The 12,807-nt window shown below is 66.2% G+C and carries 10 protein-coding genes; 5 read left to right on the top strand and 5 right to left on the bottom strand.

Translation table 11 applies throughout. From position 1 onward, the window contains the following. From ABFE16_20045 to ABFE16_20035, 3 genes are all read right to left on the bottom strand, one after another. The coding region (locus tag ABFE16_20045; protein ID MEN6347592.1) for a hypothetical protein at window positions 1-571 on the bottom strand (571 nt) is incomplete at its 3' end. Window positions 572-612: 41 nt separating this feature from the next. After that, window positions 613-4,080 carry a DUF4861 family protein gene (locus tag ABFE16_20040; protein MEN6347591.1) on the bottom strand — a complete coding sequence of 1,156 codons (3,468 nt, stop codon included), beginning with the start codon at window positions 4,078-4,080 and terminating at the stop codon, window positions 613-615. A 50-nt stretch (window positions 4,081-4,130) separates the two neighbouring features. After that, window positions 4,131-5,249 carry a D-alanine--D-alanine ligase family protein gene (locus ABFE16_20035; protein MEN6347590.1) on the bottom strand — a complete coding sequence of 373 codons (1,119 nt, stop codon included), beginning with the start codon at window positions 5,247-5,249 and terminating at the stop codon, window positions 4,131-4,133. Window positions 5,250-5,496: 247 nt separating this feature from the next. Here ABFE16_20035 and ABFE16_20030 point away from each other — a divergent pair, with 247 nt between their 5' ends. Both ABFE16_20030 and ABFE16_20025 read left to right on the top strand, forming a co-directional pair. Then, on the top strand, window positions 5,497-7,194 hold the full coding sequence (locus ABFE16_20030; GenBank protein ID MEN6347589.1) for a formate--tetrahydrofolate ligase: 1,698 nt from the start codon (window positions 5,497-5,499) through the stop codon (window positions 7,192-7,194). Window positions 7,195-7,273: 79 nt separating this feature from the next. Further along, the gene (locus tag ABFE16_20025) at window positions 7,274-8,152 is read left to right on the top strand and encodes a bifunctional 5,10-methylenetetrahydrofolate dehydrogenase/5,10-methenyltetrahydrofolate cyclohydrolase (GenBank protein MEN6347588.1); all 879 of its coding nucleotides are present in this window, start codon (window positions 7,274-7,276) and stop codon (window positions 8,150-8,152) included. Window positions 8,153-8,212: 60 nt separating this feature from the next. Here the strand turns inward: ABFE16_20025 and ABFE16_20020 are convergent, their stop codons facing one another. Beyond that, window positions 8,213-8,440 (bottom strand): DUF951 domain-containing protein, encoded by a 228-nt coding sequence (locus tag ABFE16_20020; GenBank protein ID MEN6347587.1) that lies wholly within the window; start codon window positions 8,438-8,440, stop codon window positions 8,213-8,215. A gap of 22 nt (window positions 8,441-8,462) precedes the next feature. After that, window positions 8,463-11,312: a CHASE2 domain-containing protein gene (locus tag ABFE16_20015; GenBank protein MEN6347586.1), complete on the bottom strand. Its 2,850-nt coding sequence runs from the start codon at window positions 11,310-11,312 to the stop codon at window positions 8,463-8,465. Between the two features lie 140 nt (window positions 11,313-11,452). Between ABFE16_20015 and ABFE16_20010 the strand changes: the two genes are divergently transcribed. The 3 genes from ABFE16_20010 to ABFE16_20000 form a co-directional block, all read left to right on the top strand. After that, window positions 11,453-11,884, top strand: coding sequence for an EamA family transporter (locus ABFE16_20010; GenBank protein MEN6347585.1), 432 nt, complete (start codon window positions 11,453-11,455; stop codon window positions 11,882-11,884). 35 nt (window positions 11,885-11,919) lie between these two features. Continuing rightward, the gene (locus ABFE16_20005; GenBank protein ID MEN6347584.1) at window positions 11,920-12,381 is read left to right on the top strand and encodes a hypothetical protein; all 462 of its coding nucleotides are present in this window, start codon (window positions 11,920-11,922) and stop codon (window positions 12,379-12,381) included. Between the two features lie 62 nt (window positions 12,382-12,443). Continuing rightward, window positions 12,444-12,807 (top strand): carbohydrate-binding family 9-like protein (locus ABFE16_20000; protein ID MEN6347583.1); only part of this gene is annotated, 364 nt, incomplete at its 3' end.

Below are 12,807 nucleotides of genomic sequence, written 5' to 3'. Positions count from 1 at the left end.
TGAGCAGCCCCACGGCACTGAGGGCATTGAGGGCTCCCAGCACCAGGCCAAGGCTGACCGGCCCGTAGTGGTCGGCGAGGAGGAAGTGGAAGAGCAGCCCGGCAGTGAGAGCGCCGAGGGCTTCGAGCGCGTAGACGGTGGAGGAACTGCGGGAGCCGAGGCCAAGCTCCAGGGCCGCACGGCAGCCTGCGGCAAACTGGGCACCCAGGAGCAAGCAGCCGGGAGCGACCGTCAGCGCGGAGAGACCGAGCATGATTGGCGGGGACACGACCTCGCCGGGGAAGAAGGTGCGTCCGCCCACGAAGCGAGAGCCCAGAACCGCGAGCGGGACGACCACTGCCAACAGCACCTGCAGCAGCCCGAAGGTGCGTACACCGGCCGTCGGCGACCGGCCACTGCGCGAGCCCAGGGCGCTGCCTGCAGCGACCAGAAGGAGCCAGGAGGCAAGGACGGTGCTGACAGCCAGCTCGTTGCCAAAGAAGGAGGTGAGCAGCTCCCGCAAGAGCAGGACCTGCAGCAACAGTGAGCTGCCGCCCATCGTCAGGAGGCTCACGCACAAAGAGGCAGGCATTCCGGAACGCTCCCTCGCGAGGACAGGAGGTCTGCAGCGACCTACAGGCAGATCCAGAGGACCTCGCCCGCAGGGATTGGCGCGAACAGCGAATGGGGCGAGCGACGTGGGCAGGACGTTCCCGTCAGTAGGTCGTAAGGCTTGTCCGACACCCGCACGCTGGCGGCGAGAGTGATGGTCAGCGGTAGGTCCTGGGCCGTGAGGTTGGCCACCACCAGATGCTCGCGCTCGCCGTGGGTGAAGAGACGCGGGTACACCGAGGGCAGCTCGGCCGGTGCTGCGCTGTCCACGATGGGCGGGTAGATCCCCCGGCGTCCGAGTTGCTCGGCCAGCCAGCGTCGCCCGGCACCGGTTGCAGTGTCGGTGGCGACCCCCAGGGAGGCACCGACCACGAGCACCTGCCCGCGCCCCACATCGCGCGAGAAGGCCAGCAGGTCGCCGGTCTCGGGGTCCTTCGCAAGCACCTTGAGGTCGGAGGCTATCGGCACGTAGCAGGCCAGCGGCGTCTTGCGAGTGATGGGCTGACGCGCGACCGTCAACTCGGCCTCGCGCACAACCTTGAGGCGCGCGCCGATGAGGTCCCGCAGGGAAGCCGTCGGTGCGGGCACACAGGGCGTGCCCTGCGTGTCGAAGGCGCCCGTCGGCCCCAGGAGGACCAGCAGGCCGCCGTCCTTCACGAAGGTCGCCAGTCGCTTCGCAACGTCCTCAGACAGGCACAGCGCCTCCGTCAGCACCAGGGCCTTGTAGCCCTTGAGTTCGTCGCCGAGGACCGCGCTGTCCTCCAGGAAGCGCACCGGATAGTGCTCGCCGACCGAGAGCGCCTGCCACAGAGACCGCAGGCGGGCACGGGGCCCCTGCGGATCACGCGGATCGACGGAAGCTCGGCCACCCGACTGGCGCGCAAGGCTGTCCGTCGGCCAGTAGATCGCGACCTCCGCCGGCCAGGGCGTTGCCTCGCCCAGGTACGGTCCCAGGGTCCGAAGCTGCGCGGCCAGCACACCGAACTCCTCCAGCACCGGCAAGGGCGAGTTGTCGAAGTTGGCCGCGGACCAGCGTCCTCCCGGAACCTCGGCAGCAAAGACGCCGCGCAGTCCCTCGGCAACCGCCATCCAGGTCGTGACGCGCACGTCGGCGCGAGAAGCGAGTCGAAGCGGACGCTGCCACCAGTTCTGGGCGAGGTCGGTGCACCAGATCGGACGATCGCCCAGTGCGGACTTCTCGACAGCGACGCCGAAGGGCCAGGCCAACCGGTAGTCCCCGAAGCCGCCGCCGACTGTGCCGAGGTCGGAGGCGAACTGGAAGCTGTGGCAGTAGGCTCCGCGGGAGACCTCGCGCAGGCTCCAGGGATCAGCGGCAGCGGGACTGGCGAATCCCGGCTGAGCATCCGGGCAGGTCACGACCGCCGGGCGGTCAGGATCGAGCTTCTGCGCGAAGGCGGTGAGGCGGCCCAGACGGCCGATGAGATCGTCGGCGAGGAATCGGTTCAGGTCCAGGATCGCCTGGTTCGTGAGCGCGGTCGGTGTGGTCGGGGCTGTTGCCTCAGGTGCCGTCGTCGCAGGAGACGCAGCCGGCAACTCCTGACCAATCGTGAGCATCGGCGCCGGAGGATAGGTCGGAAGCTGCACCTGGTCGAGGCTCGTGTAGTTGGTGCCCCAGGCAGCATTGAAGGCCAGCAGGTTCACGTACCGCTTGCGCAGCCACTCACGGAAGCGCGGTGCTGGATCGCCGGAGTTGGGGCCCCAGAGGCTACCGGGAGCGGTCGTCATCCGCCAGCCAAGGACTGCATCACGCCCCTTCAGACGGGGCAGCAACTCCTCGCAGTAGCGCTCGGTCAGCGCCGCGAAGTCGTCCTCAGGCTTCACCCACTGCGGAGCCGCCAGCCAGGGGTCGATTCCCGGCAGGAGGCGCATCCCGGACCGCTCCAGGCGGTCGAGGAAGTCGTCAGCCTGGGTGAAGTCGAACTGCCCCGGCGAGGGCTCACAGGCACGCCAACTCAGCAGGTTGTCGTCGGCGATGTTCGTGATCCCGAAGCTGCGCAGGGCGGTCAGGCACCGGTCCCAGCCGGTGCCGACGGATCGCGGGCCACTCCCCAGGCGCACACCGACTAGGAGGGTGCCCAGTCGTGCCGGTGCAGGGGCACGCAACTCGTTCTCCGAGGTGCCCTGCAGGAAGGCGGTCGCTGCCTCGGCACGGTTGGCAGCTTCCTGCGCCAGCCTCGTAGCCTGGGTGAGGCGTTCATTCCTTGCGCAAAGCTGGGCCATCGCCAGGAGGCTGGTGGCAGCATGGACCTGCAGGTCTGCGGGCGTGATGAAGGCCTCGGTGCGACTGGCCTCGCGCAGGGAGTCGGTAGCTGTCTGGAGTGCCCTCCGCGCTTTCTGCAGTGCGGGCAAAGGCGGCTCGAGTCCGGTGATCTCCAGCGGAGTCGACAGCCGCTGCAACAGTCCCGTGGGCCGGGCCTTCGGCGCATGCGGCACGAGGTACATCGTGCTGGTCACGCTGTCCAGGTACCGCACATAGCTGAGCCGGTCGCCGGCGGAGCGCGGTTCCTCGCGGGAATCGTAGAACTGCACGGCCGCATCGGTTCGGAAGTCGGGGACAAGGGCCAGGCCGGACTGGGGACCAGTGAAGTCGACCCAGCGTGCGTCGGAAACCGGGGGACGCGCCGTCCAGCCACGAGCCTTGCGGTCTGCCTCGCCGGGAATGGCCCCATCGCCGACGGGACAGCTCCAGCGGTTCAGGACCGTTGGCTCGCGCTTGGGCAGAGGCAGGGAGAGGGTGACCAGGCAACGCTCCACGGGAAGGGAGCTGTCCTTCGCCAGGACGGTGTGGGTCACGCTCAGGTGATCCGGGAAGGCGCTGTAGAGGACCTCGCCGCGGTAGCCGGGGCGAAGCTCGCCGACGAGGCGCATCAAGGGCTCAGTGCGGAAGGCCCGGTCGTCGAGGTCGTACTGGGCGAACACCGTCTCGCGCAGCGGCCCCTGACAGCGGACGATGGTGGCCTTGAGACCACGCTGGTCGAACTGGATCGGCGGGTCGAGGCCACCGTCGACGAGGGAGAGGTAGAGCCCGTTCGCCACCAGACTTCCGTCGGCTCCGCGCAGCTCACTCAGCCCTCCGCCGGCGGCCATCAGGTGCAGACTGTAGGCTGGCGTGCGAAGGTCCACATCACCCGGAGGTACGCGCTGGGCAGTCGACCGCGCACCGAGGCCGGGGCCGATCGTCAGCGTGGAAGTCTCATAGGGGACGAGGCGGATCTCGAAACACAGGGCATCGGGACCGGTGGCGGAGTTGCTCAGGTCCAGGTCGTCGAGTTGGGACTTCAGCGTGCGGTTGCGGGGATCGCGGACCTCAAGACTCCCCTGGAGGGGAAGTTGCAGGTCGAGGTCACGGAGGCGCACAGTCACGACTTCGGTGCGCGAGAACTCCGCGGGGTTACGCACAAGGATCTGGGCCGAAGCTTCGGCCCAGATCGCAAGGGTAGCCATCCACAGCAGCAGCACAGCGCGCATCAGTGGTCACCGGAGGGAGGACTCTGAGACGCAGTGGCAAGTGTGAAGATCTAGGTATAGCTGGTGCGCAGGCTCTCGCGTTGAGCATGATGCTCGAGCGCCAACTCGATGAGGCGGTCGATGAGCTCTCTGTAGCTCACGCCGCTCGCCTCCCACAGCTTGGGGTACATGGAGATCTGGGTGAAGCCGGGGAGCGTGTTGATCTCGATGACAAAGACCTCGTGGGTGTCGCGAGTGACCAGGAAGTCCACTCGTGCGAGCCCGGCGCACTCCGCCACCTGGAAGGCCCTCACCGACAGGGCCCGTATCTGTTCGCTAAGATCCTCGGGCAGGTCGGCCGGGATGATGACCTCCGACTTGTCGTCGATGTACTTGGCCTCGTAGGAGTAGAAATCCCGGCTGGGGATGACCTCGCCGACAACCGAGGCCTGCGGATCGTCGTTGCCCAGGACGCCACATTCGAGTTCGTGAGCGTTCTGTACCGAGCGCTCCACGATGACCTTGAGGTCATACTCGGCCGCAAGGTCGATCGCTGCGTCGAGTTCGGTCTCGTCGCAGACCTTGGAGATGCCCACGCTGGACCCCAGGTTCGCGGGCTTGACGAAGCACGGGTAGCCGAGCTCCTCGGCGATGCGCTTGCGCAGGCTGTCCGGATCGGCCTGCCACTCGTGCCGCTTGAAGGAGACGAAGTCTGGCACGGGAAGTCCAGCGGCACGGAACAGGGTCTTCATGACGACCTTGTCCATTCCCACAGCGCTGCCCAGGACTCCGGCGCCAACATAGGGCAAGCCCGCCAAGTCCAGCAGACCCTGCACGGTGCCGTCCTCTCCATAGGTGCCATGCAGGACGGGGATCACCACATCAATGGGTGCCGTCGAGGGCGAGCCATTGCCGCCAAGCCGGAGGATGCCGCCGGCATGATAGTCGGCAGGAAGGATGGCGGAGGCACCGGGAGCGCGTGCAGGCCCCTCGGTGAGGGCCTTCTGACTCTCGGCGGGCAACTGCCAGCGCCCGTCCTTGGTGATACCCAGCAGCATCACGTCATACTTCTCGGGGTCGAGATTGGCGACCACCGAGCGGGCTGAGGCGACCGACACTTCGTGCTCACCGGAACGTCCACCAAACAGAACGGCCACCCGCAAGCGGCGGCCGGATGCTTCGCACGCCATACGACTTACTCCCTTCGCCAACGGACAAGGCCGGGCTAACCCCGGCGGCCCCATGATAGCACGCGTTGCCGCGAAGGGCAAAGTCGCTCGGCAGGAGGAGGTAAGGCCCGGGGTGGGGAAAAGGTAGCGTTATCGCAGAGTGCCTCTGCACGGAGCGGCAGAGGCGTTGCATGTTTGTGTATCCTGCTATCAGGGAAGAGCCCAGCGGGCTTCCCTTCCGACCTGGAAAGAACGAGGTGTTGAGTTCATGCTTAGTGACCTGGAGATCGCGCAGTCTGCGAAGATGCGCCCGATCGTCGATGTGGCCGGTGATATCGGCCTCCGCGAGGAGGAGCTCGACCTGTACGGCCGGTACAAGGCCAAGGTGAGCCTGTCTGCCCTGGACCGGCTGGGCAGCAGCCCGGACGGCAAGCTCGTACTGGTGACCGCAATCACCCCGACGCCTCTCGGCGAGGGCAAGACGGTCACCACCCTCGGTCTGGGACAGGCCCTGCGCTTCATCGGCAAGCGCGCCATCCAGACGATTCGCGAGCCGAGCATGGGACCGGTCTTCGGCATCAAGGGTGGCGCGGCAGGCGGCGGTTACGCCCAGGTTGTGCCGATGGAGGACCTCAACCTGCACTTCACCGGCGACATCCACGCCGTGGGAGCTGCCAACAACCTCCTGGCGGCCATGATCGACGCCAGCATCTGGCACAAGAACCCGCTGCGCATCGACCCCTACTCCATCTCCTGGCGGCGCGGCGTGGACATGAACGACAACTTCCTGCGCAACATGATCGGTGGCCTGGGTACCCGCAGTGACGGCCGTCCGCGGAGCACCGGCTTCGACATCACCGTGGCCTCCGAGGTCATGGCGATCCTGGCGCTCACCAGCGGACTCCAGGACCTGCGGCAGCGGCTGGGGCGAATCCAGGTTGCGCTGAACGAAGAGGGCGAGCCGGTTACGGCCGAGGATCTGGGTGCTGCCGGAGCCATGACAGTGCTGATGCGCGACGCCCTCAAGCCGAACCTGATCCAGTCGCTGGACGGCGGCCCGACCTTCGTCCACGCGGGACCCTTCGCCAATATCGCCATCGGCTGCAACTCCGTCCTGGCCGACAAGATCGCGCTCAAGTGCGCCGACTACGTGGTGACGGAGGCAGGGTTCGGTGCCGACTGTGGCGCGGAGAAGTTCCTGGACATCAAGTGCCGCGTCGGGAACCTGCGCCCGAACTGCGTGGTGATCGTCGCGACGGCGAAGGCGCTCAAGATGCACGGTGGCGCCTTCAAGTTCCCGCCGGGGCGCAAGCCGCCCAAGGAAGAGATCGAGAAGGAGAACGTGCCGGCACTCGAAAAGGGCGCGGAGAACCTGGTCAAGCACATCGAGAACCTGCGACTCTTCGGTCTGCCCGTGGTGGTGGCCATCAACGCCTTCGCCCAGGATACCCAGGCGGAATTGACGGCTATCAAGCGCATCTCCCTTGAGGCTGGAGCGACTGCCGCCGTCGAGAGCCATGTCCATGCACGAGGCGGCGAGGGCGGCGCTGAGCTGGCCGAGGCCGTCGTCGCGGCCTGCGAGCAGCCCAGTGACTTCCGCTTCCTGTATGACCTCGAGGCGCCGATCAGGGAGAAGATCGAGACCATCGCGACCAAGATCTATGGGGCGGACGGAGTCGACTATACCTCTCAGGCCGAGGCGCAGATCGAGACCTTCACGAAGCAGGGCTACGCGAACCTGCCCATCTGCATGGCGAAGACGCACCTGTCCTTGAGCCATGATCCGAACCTCAAGGGTCGCCCAACCGGGTTCCGCGTGCCGGTACGAGACGTCCGCCCGTCAGTCGGCGCCGGGTTCCTGTATCCGCTCTGCGGCGAGATGCGGACCATGCCGGGACTACCCACACGACCGGCTGCCGTCGACGTCGACATCGACGAGAACGGCAACACAGTCGGGCTATTCTAGATCAAGGGGGCGCAGGCGAGATGCCAGCGCCCTTTGCGTAAGCACTGAAAGCCAACCTACCAGGGGAAGAGGAATCCAGATGCCGGCAACACTGCTCGAAGGGGCCCCGATTGCCGATCAGATCAAGGCGGAGGTAAGGGCGGCCGTCGCGAAGATGGCGACGCCTCCCAAGCTCGCGGCAGTCCTGGCCACGGACAACAAGGGCGCTGCCTTCTACGCTAAGGCGCAGGCCAAGGCTTGCGAGGAGGTCGGGATCCGCTACGAGTTGATCGAGCTGGGCGCTGCGGCCGACCAGGCGGCGATTGAAGCGAAGATTGGGGAGCTCAATGCCGACCGAGACGTGACCGGCATCATCCTGCTGATGCCTCTGCCTCCGGGTGTCGATGCTCGGGCGGCCCAGGGGAAGATCAACCCCAACAAGGACGTCGACGGCGTTCACCCCGCGAATCTGGGGCGCGTGGTTCAGGGCAGTACGACCCTGGCTCCATGTACCGCGCAGGCCGTCTTCGCCCTCGCCAAAGCCTCAGGAGTCTGCCTCTTCGACGATCCGAAGGCCGCCTGTGGGAAGGGCATCAACGCTTGCGTAGTCGGGCACAGTGAGATCGTCGGCAAGCCCAGTGCGCTGCTCCTGCTGGACAAGTTCTGCACGACCACGGTGTGCCACATCGGCACCGCCGATCTGAAGGAGCATACCACGCGGGCCGACCTGCTGGTGGTCGCGGTCGGAGTGCCGGGCCTTGTTCGCGGCGAGCACATCAAGCCCGGAGCCGTCGTCCTTGATGTGGGCATCAACCGCATCAAGGATGCCGAGGGCAAGACCCAGACCGTTGGTGACGTGCTCTTCGAGGAGGCGGTGGAGATCGCCTCGCAGATCACGCCGGTCCCGGGCGGAGTCGGCACCGTCACGACCGCGATGCTGCTCAAGAACGTGATCGACGCCGCCAATCTGGCATCGTGACGTGAGGCTGGATCGAGACTGGTTTCCGGGGACAGTGCTCTGCTAGGGTGCTGTCCCCCTTCACTTGTGGGAAGCGTCCGGGGTCGGCTCGGTAACTGAGGAGTCGAGGAAGCGGCGGATACGACGTTCGGCGCGATCACGGGGAAGCATGACGAGACGGCCGCACGCCAGACACTTGAACTTCACGTCGGCGCCGACGCGCACAATCTCCCAGCGGTTGGCTCCGCAAGCGTGCGGTTTTTTGAGCTCGACCTGGTCGCCGAGCTTCATCGGCAAGGGCGCCCTCATTCGGATCACACCCGCAGGAGGCTCAGTCCGCCTCGGAGTTCGGTGGCGCGACTGGAATGGTGAATAGGAAGCGGGAACCGCGCTCTCTGGGCTCGGCCCAGATGCGTCCTCCGTGCGCCTCGATGAGGTGCTTCGAGAGGAACAGACCGATCCCCGTGCCGCTGATCCGCTCACGAGCACCGGGAGCCCTGCGGAAGCGCTGGAAGAGGTTGGACGCCTCCTCGGTGCTGATGCCAATGCCCTCGTCCGATACGCAGAACTGGATCTGATCCCCATCGCGCTGGACGTTCACTGCGACCTCGCCACCATCCGGGGAGTACTTCACGGCGTTGCTGAGGAGGTTCACCAGCACCTGCTCGAGCTTGCCCTTATCGGCGCGGATCGTGGGGACGTCGTCCTCGACCTTGACGACGAACTGATGGTCCTGTGCCGTCACCGCCTGCAGGTCAACGATGTTCTGGACCAGCGCTCGCAAGTCGGGAATGTCTTGCCGGCGCATCTCGAGTGAGATGCCGGCATCGAGGCGCGTAATGTCCAGGAAGTCCTCGACGAGCCACTGCATCCGCGTCGCCTGCTGATTGAGCAGGCTGACGAGACGGACCTGAGGAGGTGCTGCGCCCTCCAGGCTGCGCTGAAGAATCTGGGCGAAGCCCTTGATGGAGGTCAGCGGGTTCTTCAGCTCGTGGGAGACGAAGGATATGAGGTCGGTCTTCATCCGATCGAGCTCTTTGAGCTGGGTGATGTCGGTGAGCAGTGCCAGCTTGCCGAAGCCTTCCTCGGCCTCCGCGACAAGGGCCAGGGAGACCCGGACGTGCAGTGTCCGCTCGCCAAGGCGGAAGTCCATGTCCTGGGTATGGCGCCCACCCACGGGTGACAGCGGCATGGCGAACAGCTCGGCCAGCTCGGGGTGGCGGATGGCGGTCAGTGCGGGTTGCCCCAGGGCATGCGACTCCGGCAGCCCCAGGAGATACTCGGCCATGCGGTTCCAGATCACGACATGATCGCGGGCATCGGTGGCGATGACCCCGGACTCCATCTGGTCGACCAGGGCCTCGATCTTGGCCTTCTGGCTGGCGAGGCTGCTGTTGGCCTTGCGCAGGTCGAGGGTGGCAGCGTCCACTCGCTGCTGCAGCTCGGAGTACAGCCGGGCGCTCTCAAGGAACAGCGCGGCCTGCTGGGCAATCACCGTGAGCAGGGCTTCGTCGTCGGCGGTGAAGGGACCGGAGCGCTTGTTGAGGGCCTCGATGACGCCGATGACCTCACCGTGCAGCATCATGGGCACGCACAGAATCGAGCGGGCCGGGTAGCTGATTGCATCGGAGATGTCGTGCGCCTGGCGCGGATCATGGATGGCATTGTGGACGATCATCGGCTGGCCGGTGGCCGCCACGGCTCCCGCGACGCCCTGACCGAGTTCGAGAGTGAAGGCCTTGACCTGCTCGCCCTTCTCTCCGGAGGCGAGCTCGAAGACCAGGTGGCGCCGCTTGTGGTCCATGAGCAGGATCGAGACGGCCGGGACATCCAGCTCGCTCTCGACCCAGCGGACGATCTGGTTCAGCAGTTGCGTGCGGTCGAGGCTGGAGACGATGAGCGTGCCGATCCCGGTGATGGCCTGGAGGCGGGAATCGAGACTAGCCTGAGCATGTACACGCTCACGTTCGGCCAGCGAACCGGAACGGACGATGAGCATTAGTCCTGTGAGCGCCGCAGCCATCAGGCCGGGCGCGACCGGCATGGCGACCCCGCCGCGGAAGTAGAGAGCGGGCATGAGGACAGCGGCCAGCATCACGGCCAAGGTGACCAAGGTGGCGCGGGTCGCACTGGCTCCGCTTGCGAAGGTGCCCAGAAGCATCGCCCACAGTACCGGGAGTAGGAAGGCCAGCCACGTCGGCGGCGTGACCAGAAGCTGATGGTGGAGCAGGTTGCCGATCACGTTGGCGTTGATCTCGACCCCGGGCATCACGGGGTGAACCGGGGTACGCCAGAGCATGGTCAGGTCCGATGCGGTCGGGCCGACGATAGCAACCTTGCCCGCCAACCGGGAGCGAAGCTGCGACGGCTCGGTGTTCAACAGCTCCGAGAGAGGCAAGTAAAGGTAGTGCTTGAACCCGCCGGCGAAGTTGATGGGGATCTCCGTCCCGGTGGCAACCTGAACCCGTTCATCGCCCAGGGTGAGTGCGCTGTCGGCAAGCCTGGCCGTTCCCGGGGGAAGCTTGCGGAGGACCCGCAGAGTCTCCAGCGCCAGCGAAGGCCACAGGGCGTTCTCGGCGCAGGTCACCAGGGGCAGAGAGCGAAGAACGCCGTCGGTGTCCGGGTAGACATTCAGATGCCCCAGACCGGCGGCGGCCGCGCAGAGTGCAGGACTCGGGGCTGCAAGAACCCCTTGTCGCAGCTCGGCCGGCACCGCTACTTGTCCCTCACCCAGAGAGAACCGACGCACGGCCGGGTCAGTGGCGACGGACCTGCCCGGCGCAGGTGGAAGGACAACAGCGGGCAGCACGGTCGGAATGCGAGACATCGCCGCAGTCAAGGCAGCCAGGTCTCGGGGGCTGATGTGCGTCCACTCAGTGACCACGAGCGCATTAAGGTCGAGCACCGCGACCGCAGCGCCGCACTCCTGCAGTCGGGTCAGTGTCCGGGTATAGAGCCCGACCTCGGGCGGCCAGGAGGTCACGCCTGCCTCGCGCAGGGACTCGGGCTCCAGACTGACGATCACGATCTCGGGCGCCGGAGGGGTCGTCCCGCGGATACGATAGCGAAGGCTGAGGAGACCGTTCTCGGTGGGAGCAAGCCAGCCCACGCTCTGCGCAGCGGCGGTGATGATCAGCGCTACGAGCGCGAGCAGGTACCCCATCTTGCGATCGCTGAGCATGCCGCCCTCCTTCGCGCAGACCGGCGAGTACTGCTACCTTAGGCGAGTTTAGCGAGAATGTTACAAGGGGTCAATCGCCCCTTGCACAGTGAGGCCCCGCCGCCTCGGCCACGCCACACTTCGGTTGAAGGAGACGCACAATGCAGACCGTATCCTGGCAGCTATGGGCGATTCTATCCGCAATCTTCGCCGCCCTTACGGCGATCTTCGGCAAGATCGGCGTGACGGGCGTGAACTCGAATCTGGCCACGCTCTTGCGCACGATCGTTATCGTGGTGTTCATCGGCGCACTGGTCGCCTTCCGGGGCGAGTGGCAATCGCCCCTCACTCTTTCGCGGCGCTGCCTGGTGTTCCTTGTGCTGTCTGCGCTGGCGACCGGCGTCTCCTGGCTGTGCTACTACCGTGCGCTGCAACTGGGGCCGGCCTCCCGGGTGGCTCCGATCGACAAGCTCAGCGTCGCCTTCGCCATTGTGCTGGCAGTGGTGTTCCTGCACGAGAAGCTGTCCTGGCAAGCCGCTGTGGGAGGAGTCCTGGTGACGGCCGGCGCGCTGGTGCTGGCGCTGGCTCCCTGATCGACAGTACCTTAGCTCTCCCGGAGGTGCTCGAGATGCGCAGACGCGTGGTCCTACTCATGGGCGGAGCGCTGGTGCTGATCGCAGCAGCCATCGGCTGGTGGCAGAGTCGACCGCGCCTCACCGACGAGGAGCAGATCCTGGCGGTGATCGCCGAGGTGCGTGCCGCCGCTGAAGAGAGAAACGCCGGCCGCGTCTTGCGGCACATCGATGACGACTACAACGACGGCACCTACAAGAAGCTGGACCTGACCCGGATGGTCGTCGGTGGCTTCCGAAGCCCGGAGCCCTGGCGAGTGCAGGTCGAGCCACCGCAGGTGCAGGTTACCGGGGACCGGGCGACTGCGAAGCTCCGCGTGGAGGTCTGGTTCGTCGGAACGGGGAACGACAGCGACCACGTCAAGGCGAAGGTGACGGTGGACTTCATCAAGCGCCGAGGCTCCTGGAAGGTGATCCGTGCCGGCGGCTGGGAGCCCGTTGCGACCCTTGGCGAGTGAGGCCGGCGGAGCCGGCAACTCCAAAGCAGCTCCAAGACATCCCTCATTCCGGGAGGCCCAGGATGCGCTGTCTGCTCAACCTGATCCTGCTCGCCGTGGTGACCGTATGCCCGGCAGCACCCCTTCGTACCGTAACGGCCCAGAAGGTCTCGACGCCGGTGGTGATCGACGGAGACCTGTCTGAAGCGACCTGGCAGGCCGGCGCCTGGAACGGTTCCTTTGTCGTCCTCGATCAGCCAAGCCGCAAAGCAGCGCCCCAGACTCGCTTCAAAGTAGCCTTCGATGACCGCTACCTGTACTTCGCCGCCGAGGCCGACGAGCCGAGTGTCGGCACCTTGAAGACCGCCGTGACGGCCCGCGACGGCAAGGTCTATAACGACGACTGCCTGGAGTTCATGGTCGACCCCACCGGTCAGCGGGTGGAGT

It is taken from the genome of Armatimonadia bacterium (genome assembly GCA_039679385.1).
Taxonomy (GTDB): domain Bacteria; phylum Armatimonadota; class Zipacnadia; order Zipacnadales; family JABUFB01; genus JAJFTQ01.
This window is presented reverse-complemented; position numbering and strand designations above follow the sequence as displayed.